At 73.0% G+C, this 16,813-nt stretch carries 15 protein-coding genes; 4 read left to right on the plus strand and 11 right to left on the minus strand.

The window, feature by feature from the left end; all coding sequences use genetic code 11:
• Positions 1-38: 38 nt before the first annotated feature.
• Positions 39-629 carry a PadR family transcriptional regulator gene (locus ACFYON_RS14480; RefSeq protein ID WP_354865714.1) on the plus strand — a complete coding sequence of 197 codons (591 nt, stop codon included), beginning with the start codon at positions 39-41 and terminating at the stop codon, positions 627-629.
• Positions 630-740: 111 nt separating this feature from the next.
• Here ACFYON_RS14480 and ispG read toward each other — a convergent pair whose 3' ends face one another.
• The 5 genes from ispG to ACFYON_RS14505 all read right to left on the minus strand — a co-directional run bounded on the left by ispG (position 741) and on the right by ACFYON_RS14505 (position 6,390).
• Complete coding sequence (ispG, locus tag ACFYON_RS14485; RefSeq protein WP_354865716.1) at positions 741-1,916, minus strand: flavodoxin-dependent (E)-4-hydroxy-3-methylbut-2-enyl-diphosphate synthase; 1,176 nt, start codon at positions 1,914-1,916, stop codon at positions 741-743.
• A gap of 9 nt (positions 1,917-1,925) precedes the next feature.
• The gene (locus ACFYON_RS14490; protein WP_355015022.1) at positions 1,926-3,170 is read right to left on the minus strand and encodes a site-2 protease family protein; all 1,245 of its coding nucleotides are present in this window, start codon (positions 3,168-3,170) and stop codon (positions 1,926-1,928) included.
• Positions 3,167-4,390 (minus strand): 1-deoxy-D-xylulose-5-phosphate reductoisomerase, encoded by a 1,224-nt coding sequence (gene dxr, locus ACFYON_RS14495; RefSeq protein WP_354865720.1) that lies wholly within the window; start codon positions 4,388-4,390, stop codon positions 3,167-3,169. The genes ACFYON_RS14490 and dxr overlap by 4 nt, the downstream gene beginning before the upstream one ends.
• A 162-nt stretch (positions 4,391-4,552) precedes the next feature.
• Complete coding sequence (locus tag ACFYON_RS14500) at positions 4,553-5,782, minus strand: PP2C family protein-serine/threonine phosphatase (RefSeq protein ID WP_354865722.1); 1,230 nt, start codon at positions 5,780-5,782, stop codon at positions 4,553-4,555.
• A 62-nt stretch (positions 5,783-5,844) separates the two neighbouring features.
• Positions 5,845-6,390: a GNAT family N-acetyltransferase gene (locus ACFYON_RS14505; RefSeq protein WP_354865724.1), complete on the minus strand. Its 546-nt coding sequence runs from the start codon at positions 6,388-6,390 to the stop codon at positions 5,845-5,847.
• 51 nt (positions 6,391-6,441) lie between these two features.
• On the opposite strand from ACFYON_RS14505, the gene ACFYON_RS14510 reads away from it, so the two are divergent.
• The gene (locus tag ACFYON_RS14510) at positions 6,442-7,284 is read left to right on the plus strand and encodes a YhjD/YihY/BrkB family envelope integrity protein (RefSeq protein ID WP_354865726.1); all 843 of its coding nucleotides are present in this window, start codon (positions 6,442-6,444) and stop codon (positions 7,282-7,284) included.
• 10 nt (positions 7,285-7,294) lie between these two features.
• On the opposite strand, the gene ACFYON_RS14515 is transcribed toward ACFYON_RS14510, so the two are convergent.
• Together ACFYON_RS14515 and ACFYON_RS14520 are read right to left on the minus strand one after the other, a co-directional pair.
• Positions 7,295-8,464: an alkaline phosphatase PhoX gene (locus ACFYON_RS14515; protein WP_354865728.1), complete on the minus strand. Its 1,170-nt coding sequence runs from the start codon at positions 8,462-8,464 to the stop codon at positions 7,295-7,297.
• Positions 8,465-8,569: 105 nt separating this feature from the next.
• A complete protein-coding gene (locus tag ACFYON_RS14520) occupies positions 8,570-8,989 on the minus strand; it encodes a 50S ribosomal protein L7/L12 (protein WP_354865730.1) in 420 nt (139 codons plus the stop codon).
• 124 nt (positions 8,990-9,113) lie between these two features.
• Between ACFYON_RS14520 and ACFYON_RS14525 the strand changes: the two genes are divergently transcribed.
• Positions 9,114-10,709: an NAD(P)/FAD-dependent oxidoreductase gene (locus tag ACFYON_RS14525; protein ID WP_354866014.1), complete on the plus strand. Its 1,596-nt coding sequence runs from the start codon at positions 9,114-9,116 to the stop codon at positions 10,707-10,709.
• 71 nt (positions 10,710-10,780) lie between these two features.
• Here ACFYON_RS14525 and ACFYON_RS14530 read toward each other — a convergent pair whose 3' ends face one another.
• The gene (locus tag ACFYON_RS14530) at positions 10,781-12,361 is read right to left on the minus strand and encodes a Rieske 2Fe-2S domain-containing protein (RefSeq protein WP_354865732.1); all 1,581 of its coding nucleotides are present in this window, start codon (positions 12,359-12,361) and stop codon (positions 10,781-10,783) included.
• Between the two features lie 247 nt (positions 12,362-12,608).
• Here ACFYON_RS14530 and ACFYON_RS14535 point away from each other — a divergent pair, with 247 nt between their 5' ends.
• The gene (locus tag ACFYON_RS14535) at positions 12,609-12,833 is read left to right on the plus strand and encodes a hypothetical protein (RefSeq protein ID WP_354865733.1); all 225 of its coding nucleotides are present in this window, start codon (positions 12,609-12,611) and stop codon (positions 12,831-12,833) included.
• An 86-nt stretch (positions 12,834-12,919) separates the two neighbouring features.
• Here the strand turns inward: ACFYON_RS14535 and ACFYON_RS14540 are convergent, their stop codons facing one another.
• From ACFYON_RS14540 to ACFYON_RS14550, 3 genes are all read right to left on the minus strand, one after another.
• Entirely contained in the window at positions 12,920-14,227 is a 1,308-nt protein-coding gene (locus tag ACFYON_RS14540; RefSeq protein ID WP_387320803.1) for a DivIVA domain-containing protein, read from the minus strand.
• A 22-nt stretch (positions 14,228-14,249) separates the two neighbouring features.
• On the minus strand, positions 14,250-15,395 hold the full coding sequence (rlmN, locus tag ACFYON_RS14545; RefSeq protein ID WP_354865737.1) for a 23S rRNA (adenine(2503)-C(2))-methyltransferase RlmN: 1,146 nt from the start codon (positions 15,393-15,395) through the stop codon (positions 14,250-14,252).
• Positions 15,396-15,499: 104 nt separating this feature from the next.
• The gene (locus ACFYON_RS14550; RefSeq protein ID WP_354865739.1) at positions 15,500-16,762 is read right to left on the minus strand and encodes a phosphatidate cytidylyltransferase; all 1,263 of its coding nucleotides are present in this window, start codon (positions 16,760-16,762) and stop codon (positions 15,500-15,502) included.
• Positions 16,763-16,813: the final 51 nt, after the last annotated feature.

Here is a 16,813-nt window from a genome sequence, read left to right on the forward strand (position 1 = left end):
TGATGCATCAGCGACACGACGCCAGAAGGAGAACGCTGATGGGCTTCCATCGACGACGGATGCACGCCGCGCACGACGAGATGCACCGCCACGGCGGCTTCGGCTTCCCGCCCGTACCCCCGGGTCCGCCGCCTTTTTCCCCTGGACCGCACGGTCGCGGCCGGGGACGCGGCGGCCGGGGACGCGGACGCCGGCCCAACGTGCGCGGCGCCGTGCTGGCCCTGCTCACCGAGCGGCCGATGCACGGCTACGAGATGATCCAGGAGATCGACTCCCGCACCGGTGGGGCCTGGCGGCCCAGCCCCGGGTCGATCTACCCCACGCTGCAACTGCTGGAGGACGAGGGCGTCATCGCGACCGCCGCCGACTCCGAGGGCGGGCGCAAGCGGTTCGCGCTCACCGAGGCGGGCCAGGCCGAGGCGGCCGACGCGGCGCAGACCCCGCCCTGGGCGGAGTTCGCCGAGCAGACCGTCAACAGCTGGCACGACATCCGCGACGCCGGCGGGCAGGCCATGCAGGCGCTGCGGCAGGTGATGACCACCGGCACCGACGACCAGCGCGCCCGGGCCGCCCAGGTGCTCGACGAGACGCGGCGCAAGCTCTACGCCATCCTCGCCGAGTCCGAGTGAGCACCGCCCGGCTGGTTCGCCCTCTCCCCCCCTCGCCGCCGTGCCCGGCCCTGAGACGGCGCGTGCGGCCGCCCCCGGAGGGGGACGGCCGCACGGCGACGCGGGATCGGATCAGTGCACGGTGACGGTGGCGCCGCCCGGCACCAGTTCGCGCAGTTCCTCGGGGATCTCGGCGCCCATCTCGTCGGCGATCCGCAGCGCCTCCTCGATCAGCGTCTCCACGATCTGCGCCTCGGGGACGGTCTTGACGACCTTGCCCTTGACGAAGATCTGGCCCTTGCCGTTGCCCGAGGCCACACCGAGATCGGCCTCGCGGGCCTCGCCCGGGCCGTTCACCACGCAGCCCATGACCGCGACGCGCAGCGGCACCGGCAGGCCCTCCAGACCGGCGGTGACCTCCTCGGCCAGCTTGTAGACGTCGACCTGCGCCCGGCCGCAGGACGGGCAGGAGACGATCTCCAGGCCACGCTCACGCAGCCCCAGCGACTCCAGGATCTGGTTGCCGACCTTGATCTCCTCGACCGGCGGGGCGGACAGCGAGACCCGGATGGTGTCGCCGATGCCCTCGGCCAGCAGCGCGCCGAACGCCACCGCCGACTTGATCGTGCCCTGGAACGCCGGGCCCGCCTCGGTGACGCCGAGGTGCAGCGGGTAGTCGCACTTCTCGGCCAGCAGCCGGTACGCGCGGATCATCACCACCGGGTCGTTGTGCTTGACCGAGATCTTGATGTCCCGGAAGCCGTGCTCCTCGAACAGCGAGCACTCCCACAGCGCCGACTCCACCAGCGCCTCGGCGGTGGCCTTGCCGTACTTGGCCAGGAGGCGCTTGTCCAGCGAGCCGGCGTTGACGCCGATCCGGATCGGCACGCCCGCGTCGCCCGCGGCCCGCGCGATCTCCTTGACCTTGTCGTCGAACTGCCGGATGTTGCCCGGGTTCACCCGCACCGCCGCGCAGCCGGCGTCGATCGCCGCGAAGACGTACTTCGGCTGGAAGTGGATGTCGGCGATCACCGGGATCTGCGACTTGCGCGCGATAGCGGGCAGCGCCTCGACGTCGTCCTGCGACGGCACGGCGACCCGGACGATCTGGCAGCCGGACGCGGTCAGCTCGGCGATCTGCTGGAGCGTGGCGTTGACGTCGGCGGTGAGGGTGGTGGTCATGGACTGCACCGAGACCGGCGCGCCACCACCGACCGGCACCGGACCGACCATGATCTGGCGGCTGGCCCGGCGCGGGGCCAGCGGCGGCGGCGGTACGGGGGGCATACCGAGACTGACAGCGGTCACTTCAGGCACTCACCTTGAGAAGAGCGTGATGGGGTTGATGACATCGGCGGTGACGGTCAGCAGCGTGAACGCGCCACCGATCAGGATCACCGCGTACGTGAACGGCATGAGTTTGAGGTAGTCGACGCGGCCGGGGTCGGCGCGGCCGATGCGCGCGTAGAGCCAGGACCGCGCCCGTTCGAACCAGGCGATGGCGATGTGGCCGCCGTCCAGCGGCAGCAGCGGCAGCAGGTTGAACACGCCGATGAAGAAGTTCAGCGACACGAACAGCATGAAGAACACCATCCAGGCGTTGTTCTCCACGGCCTCGCCGCCGAGCCGGCTGGCGCCGACCACGCTGATCGGGGTGTCCATGTCGCGCTCGCCGCCGGTGATCGCGTTCCACAGCGCGGGCACCTTCTGCGGGATGCGCTGCATGGCGTGGGCCGTCTGCACTGCCATGTTGCCGGTGAAGTCGGCGGTGGCGCCGAACGCGGCGACCGGGCCGTACTCCACCCGCGTCGGGGTGCTGGGCGAGAGCGCCACGCCGAGCGCGGAGACCGACGAGGCGGCCCCCTTCGGATCGTTCAGCGGCGGGCGCTGCACCGGGGCCAGGTCGACCTTGGCGTCCTGCGACCGGCCGTCGCGCTCGAAGGTGACGGTGGCCGTGCCGGGTGGGGTGGCGCGGACCACGTCCTGCATGTCGCCCCAGGTGGACACCGGCTTGCCGTTCACCGCGGTGATCCGGTCGCCGTCCTTGAGCTGGGCCCGCGCGGCCGGGCTGGCCGGGTCGCCGGACTCGCAGGCGCGAACCTTGTCCACCGTGACGCACGGCGTGAGGGCGACCACCGCCGGTTCGGCCCGGTAGCCGGCCTCGGTGCTGGGAAACTTCGGGTTCGGCAGCCCGACCGACACCGCGATGATCCAGAGCGCGATCAGGGCCAGGGCGAAGTGGGTGATCGAGCCGGCGGACATCACGATCGTCCGCTTCCACACCGGGTAGCGCCACATGGCGCGCTTCTCGTCGCCCGGCTCGACGTCGTCGTCCTGCGGCGTCATTCCGACGATCTTGCAGAAGCCGCCGAGCGGGATGCCCTTGACTCCGTACTCGGTCTCGCCCCGCCTGAACGACCACAGCGTCGGCCCGAAGCCGACGAAGTAGCGCGTGACCTTCATCCCGAACGCCTTGGCGGTCAGCATGTGCCCCGCCTCGTGCAGGCTCACCGAGATGAGAATCGCCAGGGCGAACAGCACCACCCCGAGCAGATAGCTCATCGAGCTCCTTCCACCGACCCGACGATGATCTCCTGGGCGTGCGCCCGTGCCCACGACTCGGCGGCGAGCACGTCCTCGACGGTACCTGGTTCGTCGAAATCGGGAGCGTCCTCCAGCACCCGCTGGAGGGTGTCGACGATGCCGAGGAACGGCAGCCGACCCGCGACGAACGCGGCCACGCACTCCTCGTTCGCCGCGTTGTAGATCGCCGGACGGCAGCGCCCGGCCTCGCCCGCCGCCTTGGCCAGCGCCACCGCCGGGAACGCCGCGTCGTCCAGCGGGAAGAACTCCCAGGTGTGGGCGGCGGTCCAGTCGACCGCGGCGGCGGCGGCGGGCACGCGGTCCGGCCAGCCGATGCCCAGCGCGATGGGCAGCCGCATGTCCGGCGGGCTGGCCTGGGCGAGCGTCGAGCCGTCGGTGAACTCGACCATCGAGTGGATCACCGACTGCGGGTGGACCATCACCTCGATGTCGGCGTACGGCACGTCGAACAACTCGTGCGCCTCGATCACCTCCAGCGCCTTGTTGACCATCGTGGCGGAGTTGATCGTGACGACCGGGCCCATGTTCCAGGTGGGGTGCGCCAGCGCCTGCTCCGGCGTGACGGCGGTCAGCTCGTCGCGCCGCCGTCCCCGGAACGGGCCGCCGCTGGCGGTGACCACCAGCCGCCGTACCTCGCCCCGGGCGCCGCCACGCAGGCACTGCGCCAGCGCCGAGTGCTCCGAGTCCACCGGAACGATCTGGCCGCGGCCCGGGTGCCGCGCCAACGCGGCCTTGACCAGCGGGCCGCCGGCCACCAGCGACTCCTTGTTGGCAAGCGCGAGGGTACGCCCGGCGTGCAGCGCGGCCAGCGTGGGCGGCAGGCCCAGCGAGCCGACCACGCCGTTGAGCACCACGTCGCACGGCCACTGCGCCAGCTCGGCCATCGCGTCCGGACCGGCCACGATCTTCGGCAGCTTGAAGTCACCGGTGGCCCAGCCACGCCGGCTCGCCTCCGCGTAGAACGCGAGCTGGAGATCCTGCGCGGCGGACGCGCGGGCCACACCGACCGCCTCCACGCCCAGCTCCAGCGCCTGTGTGGCGAGCAGGTCCACGTTGCCGCCACCCGCGCCCAGCGCCACCACCCGGAAGCGGTCCGGGTTGCGCTTGACGATGTCGATGGCCTGGGTGCCGATCGAGCCGGTCGAACCGAGCAGCACGAGATCTCGGGGAGTGGTCACCGGCCCATTGTTCCCCAGCGCCCCACCCCGGTTCGTCCCGGAGTGCCCGGCGGCATGATCGACTCCAGTTCGCCGAGGTGGCGGTGCACGGCGAGAAGCGTCGGCGACTCGCTGACCTGCCCGGCCTCCACCTCCGCGTACGGCCGGCGCTCCAGGACGAGGCTACGGGGACGCGATCGTCCCGTCGGGCGCGGTGAGGTGCTCCAGGTGCCCCAATGGCAGGTGCGAGGGCTGCCACTCCAGGAACATCGCGGTGGCGTCGTCGTCGAGCTGGTCCTGCTGATAGGCGAGGACGGCGCGCACCAGCCGGCGCATCGTCTCCGGGCTGGGCAGCCGGTCGTTGAGGGCACGCTCGACGAAGTCGACGAGTCGGTCCAGCCCGAACCGTTCCCCGTCGTCGCCCCGGGCGTCGGTCATGCCGTCGGTGTAGGCGAGGACGCGGTCACCCGGGTGCAGCGCCTCCTCGTGCGCCCGCGGGCGCCGCGTCGACAGATTGCCCAGCCCGAGCGGCAGCGCGGTCGGCCCGGGCAGTGCCCGGACGGCCTTGCCGTCCCGCAGCAGCATGGCGCCGGGGTGGCCGGCGTTGATGATCCGCAGCAGCCCGGTCCGCCGGTCGAGTTCGGCGAGCAGCGCGGTCGCGAACATGCCGGGGTGTTCGGAGCGGACCCACCTGTCGATGCTGATCGCCGTGTCGACCAGGTCGAGACCGGTGCGCCGGGCGTTGCGATACGCGCTGACCACGAGCGAGGCCATCGCGCTCGCCTTGATCCCGTGCCCGCAGGTGTCGAAGAGCCCGACGCTGAGCACGTCACCGTTGAGCGCGTAGTCGAAGATGTCCCCGCCGACGTCGTAACACGGTTCGAGAATGGCGGTGACCACCAGGTCGTCCGTCGCGAAGGTCAGCGGCGGCAGCAGCCCCCACACGGTCTCGGCGGCGACCTGCATCGGCAGGCGGCGGCGGATCCGTTCCACGACGTCGCCGTAGAGCCGGCGGTTCACCAGGACCTGGGCGACGGCGACCGCCACCTCCCAGGCCGGCCGGTCCAGCGCGGGGTCGCCGGCGCGCGGCGACACGATCTCCAGCGCCCCCAGCCGTTCGCAGCCGAGCAGCAGGGGCACCCAGAGCCGGTCCGGGTGATCGGGAGCGCGCTGCACCTGGAGGCCGGTGAACGCCCGACCGGCCAGCGTCGTCTCGATCGTCAGCTCGTCCCGCGGCGCGCCCACGCCGACCAGGGGTACCAACGAGGACTGCGTGTAGTCAGCCAGGTAGATCACGATGTCGCTGGCCCCGATGGTGGGCGCGACCCGGTTCACCAGGAGCGCCAGGTCGTCCGGACCACCCCGGGCGGCGTTGAGGTGCAGCCAACGCGCCGCGTCGCCACCGTTGACCATCCGTGCCTCCCCCGTGTCTCCACCACCGTAGGAGGCCGAGGGCGAACTGCCAACGGCGCGGCTCAGGTCGGGCGTTCGAGGACGAAGGTCTCCAGTTCGACGCCGCCGTACCAGTCGGTGCGCACGCCCACGTGCGTCATGCCGAGCCGCCGCGCCACCGCCATCGACGGGTCGTTCCCGGCCGTCACCACCGCGTACACCCTCGGGGTGCCGGTGGCGAACTCGCGTTCCAGCACCGCGCGGGCCGCCTCGGTGGCGTAGCCGTTGCCCTGCGCGTCGGGGTGCAGGTGCCAGCCGACCTCGATGTCGTCGGTCAGGGTGAGGGCGTCGCGTCCCGGCAGCGGCTTGAGCAGGATGCTCCCGGCCACCGGTCCGCCGCCGCGCGGCTCGATCGCCCACAGGCCCCACCGGCCGGCGTACGGCGAATGGCGCTCCCGCCACGACCGGACCCGCTCGCGCGCCTCGGCGGGGTCGGTCATCCGCCCCTTGCCGCCGCCCAGCCAGCGCATCACCTCGTCCCGGGAGTAGATGTCGTAGATCCGGGCCAGGTCGCCGGGCGACTCAGTCCAGTCCCGCAGCACCAGCCGCTCGGTCATGGCGATCGTCATGCCGCCGGATCGTAATGCGTGGCGCGGGGTCGTACGGGGAACGAGAGGGCGATGGGCGACGGGTGGGATCGGGCGAAGCGGATCACGGCTGCGGCATTCCGGCCGGTCCGCGGCCGGGATCTCTCACTGCACGCCGCCGCCATCACCTTCTACGGCGCGATCGCCGTGGTGCCGGTGGCGCTGCTGGCGATCTGGCTGACCGGGCTGCTCGCCGGGGCGGACCGGGTGCGGCGGCTCACCGGCTACGCGGTCGACACGCTGCCCACCGAGATCGGCGCGCACCGGGCGGTCGCCGCGCTGGTCGAGGCCGGGCTGGGACTGACCCCGCTGCTGGCGCTGGCCTCGCTGCTGCCCGCCTCGCTGTACGGGGAAGGGCTGCGCCGCGCCTTCGTCTCGGTGGCCGAGCCGCGCGCCGAGTCCGGCGCGCTCGTCGGCTGGCGCGGCCGGCTGCTGCTGCTCCCGCTGCTGGCGCCGGCCCCGGCGCTGCTGCTGTCGATCCTGCTGGCGCTGCCACTGACCACCCGGCTGGTACGTCAGGGCGGCTGGATCGGCGCGCTCGGCGTGGTGCTGTCGTTCCTGGCGGTATGGCTGGTGCTCACGCCGGTGCTGATCTGGGTGTTCCGGGTGGTCGGCCCGGCCTCGCCGGACTGGCTCTCCACCGTCGGCCTGGGCTCGTTCACGGCGGCGAACCTGTCCGGCTTCCTGCACGGCTTCGTGCTGTTCTGCTCGCTGCCGCTGAACCTGGGCGTGCCGTTCGGCGGCTTCGACGAGATCGGCGGCGGCGTGGCGGTGCTGCTCTGGCTCTACCTGTTCCACGTGATCGTGCTGTCCGGCTACTCGGCCACGCTGGCGGCGAGCCGGTGGCGGGCCGCCCGGGTGGCGGCCCGCGCCTGACGGCTGCCGGTCAACGCCGGAACGGGCCGCGCACCTCGTACGTGATACCGCCGGTGCCGGCCCGGGCGCCGCTGGTGCCGCGTTGCGAGGAGAAGTAGAACCGGCTGCCGTCCGGGGAGAACGCCGGACCGGTGATCTCCGACTCGGACTGCCCGAGCAGCCGCAGGAACGGGGCCACCACACCGGCCGGCGTGATCACGTTGATCTCCATGTCGCCGCCGTCCTCGGCCACGTAGAGGTCACCGCCGGCGGTGCCGGTGACGTTGTCCACGCCGGTCAGCGGCGCGGCGCCGGCCGGCACCAGCGAGTCGTCGTACGCGAGGTCGAGCCGCTGGTTGACCGCGTCGTACGCCCACACCCGGTTGTCGCCCTTCGTGGTGAACCAGCAGGTGTCGTCGGCGTACCAGCAGCCCTCCCCACCGGCGAACGCCTGCGCCGCGCCGACCTGATGGCGGGTGGGCAACGGGAACCCGTCCCGGTCCGGCAGGTCCCGCCAGGTCACCGCACCGGTGACCTGGCCGTCCGGGGCGCAGAGCACCTGCACCCTGCCGGTACGCAGGTCGCCCCAGGTGTCCGGGATGAACCGGTAGAAGCAGCCGTCCGGCTCGTCCTCGGTCAGGTAGACCACCCGCCGCACCGGGTCGCAGGCCGCCGCCTCGTGCTTGAAGCGGCCCATCCGGGTCCGCTCCTCGCCGGACCGGCCGCCCTCGGGCCAGGTCTCGAACACCCGGCCCAGCGGCACCTCCTCGCAGGACAGCCAGGTCCCCCACGGGGTCGGCCCGCCGGCGCAGTTGACGTTCGTGCCGCCGAGGATCCGGTACGCGGCGACGATCGCGCCGTCGGCGGCGAACCGCACCGCCGAGGCGCCGCCGGCCAGCGGGACCTCCGAGTTGGAGACGTAGATCCAGCCGTCGCCGGACGGGAAGCAGGCGCCGCCGTCGGGCGCCGGGTGCCAGGTGTACGACGTGCCGGCGACCCGCTGGCCGGACCGGGCGATCACCCGGCTGGTGAAGCCGGCCGGCACCTGGAGGCTGTTGGCGTCGGCGGCCAGCAGGTCGCCGTACGGGCCGGGGCCGGGCTGGGCGGGCTGGGCCGGGGCGGCCGCGGCGGCCCAGACGCCACCGGCGAAGGCGGCGGCGCCACCGGCGGCGGTGACGCGCAGGACGGTACGACGATCCATCGGGGGTGACCTTCCCGGAAGCGGTGGGTGTCCCGTCGACGGTAGAACGGAAGTGCATCGACCGCCGCCACTACGGGGTGAACGCCCGGTGACGGCGCTGCCGGGTCAGAGGCTCTCGACGTACCGCTTGGCCTCTGCCAGCGACATGTGCGTGTGCTCCCGCACCACCTTGACCGCCTGGATCTTCTTCCCCCGGTGGAGCAGTCGCGCGGCCTCGGCCCGGACCGCGTCGTCGACGACCGTTCCCGGTGCCGGGGCGCCCGGCGACCAGGTTCCGCCGGAGGAAAGCGCGTCGACCGCCTGCTTCGCCTCCAGCAGCGACAGCCCGGTCTGCTCGCGCAGCAGCTTGACCGCCTCGACCTTACGACCCGCGTGGATCAGGCGGAGCACCTCGGCCTGGCCGCCGCCGGCCGGACGGTCCGGGGCGACCAGGTCCCGGGGGCGGTCGCGCCGCAGCACGAGCAGGAGGAGGAACACCACCACGACGAGCGCCACCGCGAGCGCGACCTGGACAGCCGGGGACATGCCAGGAACGGTAGCGCCCCGCCGCGAGCCCTCCCGCCCGTGCCCGGCCGCAGCTACGCTCCGCGGCATGAGCGAACGCACCGAGCGCAGCGAGGGCCGTGAGCACATGCCCGACCAGCAGCCCATGAGCGACGCGAGTGAGCTGCCGTCCCGCGCCGACGTCGTGGTGGTCGGCGCCGGGCACAACGGCCTGGTCTCGGCGATCCTGCTGGCCCGCGCCGGCCTCGACGTGCTGGTGCTGGAGGCGTCCGGCGTGATCGGCGGGGCGACCCGCACCGAGAACCCGTTCCCGAAGGTGCCGGGGCTGCGTCACTCCACCGGGTCGTACCTGCTCGGGCTGATGCCGCCGGAGCTGCTGGCCACGCTCGACGTGAGCATCCCGGTGCTGCGCCGCGACCCGCACTACTTCCTGCCCACGCCGGGCGGGCTCGGCTCGCCGTACCTGCTGGCGGGCAGCGACGTGGCGGCCACCCGGCGGCAGCTCGCGGAGATGTTCTCCCCCGCCGACGTGGCCGCCGACGACGCGCTGCAGGCCGAGCTGGCCCAGCTCCGGGAGGATCTCGCCCCGGCGTGGCTGGCCGAGCCGCTGCCGGTCGAGGAGACCGCCGAACGCTACGTGCGGCCCGCGCTGCGGCAGGTCTTCGCCGACCTGGTGCGTGGCTCGGTCGCCGACCACCTGGCCCGCTTCGACTTCCGCTCCGAGCTGCTGGTCAGCATGTACGCGGTCACCGACGGCCTGTCCGGGCTGAACGCCGGCCCGGACGACCCCGGCACCGGTCACAACTTCCTGGTGCACAACATGTGCCGCCTGCCGGGCGCGGACGGCACCTGGATGATCACCCGGGGCGGCATGGGCACCGTGTCGCGCACGTTCGCCGAGGCCGCCGAGCGCGCCGGGGCGCGGATCGTGGCCGACGCGCCGGTCACCGGAATCCGGCTGGCCGGGGACGCCGCCGCCGGGGTGACACTCGCCGACGGCCGGGAGGTGGACGCCTCCGTGGTGCTCGGCGCCTGTGACCCGTACCGGCTGATGGAGCTGTTGCCCGACGGCGCGCTCCCGGCGGAGCTGGGCGCGCGGATGGCGGCGGTCCGCAGCCCTGGCACCACACTCAAGCTCAACCTGGCGCTGACCGGGCTGCCCCGCTTCTCCTGCCTGCCGGAGGACGCGCCGAGCCCGTTCGGCTCGACCATCCACCTGCTGCCCGGCTCGGCGTCACTGGTCGGCGAGGGCGGCGAGTCACCGATGGCCGCGCTGCGCGGCATGTGGGCGGACGTGCGGGCCGGGCGGCTGCCGGACGAGCCGACCATCGAGTGGTACCTGCACACCACAGTCGACCCGTCGCTGTCCGACGACGCCGGGCACCACTCGTCGGCGCTGTTCGTGCAGTCGGTCCCCTACGAGCTGGCCGGCACCACCTGGGAGGCCGCGCTGCCCGGCTACGTCGAGCGGCTGATCGCGATCTGCGAGCGGTACGCCCCGGGCGTCGGTGACCTGGTCGCGGACGCGGTGCCGCTGCCGCCGCCCGGCATCGAGGCGCACTTCGGCATCACCGGCGGGCACATCCACCACGTCGACAACACTGTGTCGTTCACCGACCGGATGCCGTACGCCACGGGGGTGGACGGTGTGTACGCGGGCAGCGCCGGCTGCCATCCGGCGGGCAGCGTGATCGGCGCGGCAGGGCACAACGCGGCCCGCCGCATCCTCGCCGACCTGTAAGGAAGGGACCTCTGTCCACACGGCGTCCGGGTGAGCCCGATGGCGCTCACCCGGATGCCTGTACCCGACCGTCAGATGACCGCTTCCCCGGCCGGTGCCGGCGTCCCGGCGTCGGCGCGGTGCGCGCGGATCTTGTGCCCGACACTGGTCAGGCACCGCCCGCTCGCCAGGTCGAACTTCCAGCCGTGCAGCTGGCAGGTGAGCTGGTCACCCTCGACGATGCCGAACCGGCTCAGATCCGCCTTCAGGTGCGGGCAGCGCCGCTGCACCACCCAGCCGTCGAGCGTGATGTCCTCGGCGTCGACCGCCCGCTCGTGCTCGTCGTACCAGCCCTCGGCGTACTGGAGGCGCTCCTCGGACAGGCACTTGAAGAAGGCGTAGACGAACTCGTTGTACTGGCCGATGCGGGCCGCGGAGAATCGGCAGGAGAGGAAGAGGGAGTTGACCCAGTCCACCTCGCCGATGTGCAGCAGGTGCTCGATCAGCGCCCGCTCGGTACGGAACCGGTAGCGGACCTTCTCGTCCGCGTACGGCCGTACCTCCTTGCCCGGGAAGTCCACCACGATGGATTCGACGCTGTCTCCGTCGTAGCCGACCAGGTCGAAGCGGACCGGGCCGCCGACGCCCTTGGCCAGGTAGATCGACTCGTCCAGCAGCGGCTCGATCCGGCGCTTCATCTCGCCCAGCACGTCCACCTCGGGGTGCCGCCAGGACGCCTTCTCGGCCTCGATGACCGGGCGCTTGCGCTCCCGCATCTCCTCCAGGTGGGCGACCTTGTTCGCGAAGAACTCCTCCACCGGCACCGGGTGCGTGGTGGTCGCGCCCTCGGTGGTGATCTCCGAGACGCTGCCCGGCAGCAGCACGATGCCGTTCGTGCCGCCGACCTTGGCGTACTCGGACAGGAACACCGACTGGTCGGGGAAGATGTTGCCCTCGTCGCCGAAGATGTCGTTGAACTGCCACAGCTCGTCGTCGAGGAAGCACGGCGGGCCGGCGATCGGGAAGACGTGGTCGGCCTTCAGGTCGTCGATGTAGCGCCAGGTGCGGTCGAACTGCCGGTCCCGCTTCTGCTTGCCGAACGCCGTCTTCGCCGCCTGCGGCAGCTCGTAGACCATCGGGTACCAGATCGCGCCGGAGAACTGGAGCATGTGCGCGTGTACGTGGCCCAGCTCGGCGAAGACGGTCAGGTCGGTCGGGCGGGCGTCGTTCTGGTTGAGCAGCCGGACGCCGTCGTACTCGACCCAGAGCGAGGAGTCGCCGATCGGGCCGTCGGTCGGGCTGGTCAGCGCCTGAATCATGATCTTCAGGCCGCCGGGCAGCTCCACCACCTGCTCGTTCGGTGCCTTGAGGAACTTCGTGAAGCCCAGCTCCCGGAACTCGTCCTCCATCTCCGAGGTGGGGAACTCGGGCAGCAGCACGGTGGCGTCCTTCGACACGAAGTCACGCAGGTGCTTCGCGTCGAAGTGGTCCCGGTGCAGGTGCGACACGTACAGGTAGTCGACCTGGCCGAGGGCGGCCCAGTCGAGCTGGGAGTTGTCCGGGAAGGGGAACCACGAGGCGAAGTAGGCGGGGTTGACCCACGGGTCGCACAGGATGCTGCCCGCAGCCGTGTCGATCCGCATGCTGGCATGCCCCGTACCGGTCACTCGCACCGCAGTCCTCCTCAAAAAGGCATCAGGTGTACGTCAAGACGCTACCGGAGGCAGTGTGCTCGCCGTCCCGCGACGCCCGGTAGTGGCCTGGGCCCCGACCGGGACAGGACCAACGACCCGGGCCGGCCGGACGGCCCGCTGTCGCCCGCCCGGGTCATCCCCGGCACAGGAGGTCGGACCCTGCGCCGGGCCCGGTTACCGGCGTGCCAGACTGATCGGAGATCCGATCGCGAGGGAAGGACCGACAGTGGCAGGAGACGAGCCGGTAACCGCGCCAGATCAGCACAAGCCCGGACACCGCAAGTCCGGACGGATCGGTGCGGTGCTGTCGGCGGTGGCCTTGGTTCTGATGGGGTTCTGCGGGATCGAGGAAGGCCGGGTGGAGCACATCTGGCTCTTCGGGATCGCCGGGCTGCTGATCGCCATCGTCATCGGCGACGCCGTGCTGCGCCGCAACGGTCTGCGGTCCTGACGCGCGGCGCCCACGGTAGTGCGCGAAGGGCCCGCCCCCTGTCCGGCCTGTCCGGGGGCGGGCCCTTCGTCGTCTCGTGACCGCCGTCAGCGGCCGAGCAGGATGTCCTGCACGTCCTTGAGCGCGGCGTCGACCTCGGCCTCGAAGTAGCCACCGGGCACCAGCCCGAAGCGCAGCGTGTCCAGTTCCTTCGGGCTCACCGGCATCGGGTTGCGCCCCTGCATCCCGCCGAGCAGCGTCTCGAAGAACCGGTCGACCTGGCCCGGGTCGTACCCGCTACCGAACCGGCGGACCTGGAAGCTGCGCCGGATCTGGTCGACCCGGTGCAGGTCGCTGCCGGGCGGGCCGGCCATCGGCGGCCCCACCATCGGCGGACCGGCGGCCGGCGGACCCACGATCGGCGGGCCGGTCATGGACGGGCCCGGGCCGTAGCCGTGGTCCGGCGGACCGTAACCCGGGTCCGGCGGGCCGTAGCCGGGCTCGGGAGCGCCGTAGCCCTGCTGCGGCAGCGCGGGCGGACCACCGGGGCCACGACCACGCAGCTCGCGCTCGGGCATGCGGATCTCGGCGGTCATGTCGGCCCGGCCCCGCCGGCCGGCCTCGAACCCGTCGAAGCGATCCTCCGGGCCGAACGCGCCGGTCCCGCTCTCCGGGCCGTAACCGCCCGGGCCGCTGTCCGGCGGACCGTACCCGCCGGGATCCTTGTCCGGACCGTAGCCGCCAGGGCCGTTGTCCGGGCCGTAACCGCCCGGGCCGCTGTCCGGCGGACCGTACCCGCCGGGACCCTTGTCCGGACCGTAGCCGCCGGGGCCGTTGTCCGGGCCGTAACCGCCCGGGCCGGGCGGCAGACCGCGCGGCGGCGGGCCGCCGTGTCCCATCGGCGCACCCGGGCCCATCGGGCCGGGGCCACCCGGACCGCGCGGGCCGTCGTAGCCACCGCGCGGGCCGTCATAGCCACCGGCGAACGCGCCGGTCGGCTCGTCGTAGCGGCTGCCGTAGCGGTCGGCGGGCGGGCCGGGCTGGGCCGGCATCTGCCGGGGCGGCATCGGCGGCTGCGGCACCGGCGACATGCCCCGGTCGTCGCGCATCGGCGGCGGGCCCAGCCGGTCGGCCATCCGGGGGTCGCCACCGCGCCCGGCCGGTGCGCCACCGCGCTCCTCCAGCTCGGCGAGCTGCCGCTCGACCCGGTCGAGGTGCAGGTCGACCTGCCACTCGTCGTAGCCGTTGAAGCGGACCCGGAAGACGACGTCGTGGACCTCCTGGGAAGCCACGGGCGCGCCGACCGGCTGGCCATCGAGTGTCGCCTCGACCCGGTCCAGGAAGGCGTCGACCTCATCGACCTTGTAGCCCCTGCGGAGCGCCTTACGCCGGAAACGCTGACCCTGACTCGCCACTATGTCTCCTGGTCTCGTACCGCTACGCCGTTGCCGCGCGTGAGTCGCCGTCCGTGTCCTCGGCGGCGGCGAGCTGCCCACAGGCCCCGTCGATCTCGCGTCCCCGGGTGTCGCGCACCGTGGTCGACACACCGGCGTCGCGCAACCGCCGGACGAACTCCCGCTCGACCGGCTTCGGGCTGGCGTCCCAGCGGCTGCCCGGAGTCGGGTTGAGCGGGATCAGGTTCACGTGGGCCAGCTTGCCGGCCAGTAGCCGCCCGAGCAGATCGGCTCTCCACGGCTGGTCGTTCACGTCCTTGATCATCGCGTATTCGATGGACACGCGACGTCCCGTCGTGGCCGCGTAGTCCCACACCGCGTCCAGCACCTCGGACACCTTCCAGCGCTGGTTGACCGGGACGAGTTCGTCGCGCAGCTCATCATCGGGGGCGTGCAGCGACAACGCAAGGGTCACGGAGAGGTCTTCGCTGGCCAGTCGGCGGATCGCCGGCACCAGGCCGACGGTCGAGACGGTGATGTGCCGCTGCGACAGCCCCAGCCCCTCCGGCGCCGGGGCGACCAGCCGGCGGATCGCCGCCACCACCCGCGCGTAGTTGGCGAGCGGCTCGCCCATGCCCATGAACACCACGTGCGACAGCCGCGGCGGCGACCCGGCCACCACGCCGGAGGCGGCCACCCCGGCCAGGTAGACCGCCTGGTCGACGATCTCGGCGGTGGACAGGTTGCGGGTCAGCCCGGCCTGGCCGGTGGCGCAGAACGGGCAGGCCATGCCGCAGCCGGCCTGGCTGGAGATGCAGACGGTCACCCGGTCCGGGTAGCCCATCAGCACGCTCTCCACCAGCGAGCCGTCATGCAGCCGCCAGAGCGCCTTGCGGGTCGCGCCGTCGTCGCAGGCCAGCTCGCGTACCGGGGTCAGCAGCGTGGGCAGCAGCTCGCCCGCCAGCCGCTCCCGGGTCGCCGCCGGCAGGTCGGTCATCCGCTCCGGGTCGCGCACCAGGCGGCCGAAGTAGTGGTTGGAGACCTGCTTGGCACGGAACGCGGGCTCCCCCAGCTCGGTGACGAGCGCCTGCCGGCCCGGCAGGTCCAGGTCGGCGAGGTGGCGGGGAGGCATCGCGGGCCGGCGGCCGCGGGCGTCGGGGTCTACGGAGATCAGCGGGAGGCTCGTCATGGCGCGTCCAGTCTGACACGCTCCCGCCCGGACGCACCCGCCCCTACGTGTCGAATCGCCCCCGGCCGGCCGGGCCGCCCCGGCTCGACGCCGTGATTCACGCCTCAACCCGTCACCGGGACGAAGACCGCGAGCAGCAGGTACGCCACCGGCACGGCGAACAGGACCGAGTCGAGCCGGTCCATCAGGCCGCCGTGCCCGGGCAGCAGGTTGCTCATGTCCTTGACGCCGAGATCCCGCTTGATCATCGACTCGGCGAGGTCACCGAGCACCGCCGCGACCGAGATCGCCATCCCGAACAGTGCGCCCCACCAGGGGGCCACGTCGAACAACGCCCACAGCAGCGCCGCGCTGCCCGCCGCCGCGGCGGTCACCGAGCCGGCGAAGCCCTCCCAGGACTTCTTCGGGCTGATCGTGGGCGCCATCGGATGCTTGCCGAACGACACGCCCGCGGCGTACCCGCCGGTGTCGGAGAGCACCACCGCCGCCAGCGTCACCAGCACGCGCAGGGCCCCGTCGCCGGGTGCCGCCGCGAGCATGGCCGCGAACCCGGCGAGGAACGGCACGTACACCGCGATCAGGGTGGCCGCGGTGAGATCGCGCTGGTAGTCACCCGGCCCGTCGCCCAGCCGCCAGATCATCGTGCCCAGCACCGTGACCAGCAGCCCGAGGCAGAGCGCGTCGGGACCCGCGTACCAGGCCAGACCCACTGTGATCACGCCACCGGCGACGAGCGGCGCCAGCGGCGGGTGGGCGCCGCTGCGGCGCGCCGCGCGGGCCATCTCCCAGATGCCGACGCCCACCGCCGCCGCGAGCACGGCGAGGAACGCCGGCATGAAGAAGAACAGCGGCACCACGACCGCCGCGGCGAGGGCCACCCCGACGCCGATCGCCGCCGGCAGGTTGCGCCCCGCCCGGGACGTCGTCGGCGCGACGCTCGGCGGACGTTCCGCGCTCGCCCGCCGCCGCCCCCGGCCCCGGCGACCGGCCGGCGGCTCGGGCTCGGGCGTCGGCGCGGGCTCGTCGCGTACCGCCGGAATCTGGTCGGTGGGCTCGTCCCGCACCGGCGCGATCTGCGCGGTCGGGTACTCCTCGTCGCGGGTGGGCTCACCCCACGGGCCGTCGTGCTCCGGCCCGGCGGGCCGCCCACGGTCGCCGGCCGGCGGTCCGTCGTACCGGCCGGGGCCGTCGTGGTGCCGCGAGGTCGTCGGGTACGGCCCGGCGTACGTGTCCGGGGCGGCGTACGTGTCCGGGGCGGGTCGCCAGGGGCCGGGCTCCAGCTCGGTGTCCGGCCAGGGCAGGGACGGGGCAGCCGGGCGGTCCCAGCCGCGCGGCTCGGTGCTGCCGTAGGGGTCGGGGTGGGACATCACGCACCGGCAGCCGGTACGAGAGCCACCACATGACGCAATACCAAGACC

The sequence above is a fragment of the Micromonospora sp. NPDC005686 genome, assembly GCF_042871665.1.
In the GTDB taxonomy this organism is placed as follows: Bacteria; Actinomycetota; Actinomycetes; order Mycobacteriales; family Micromonosporaceae; genus Micromonospora.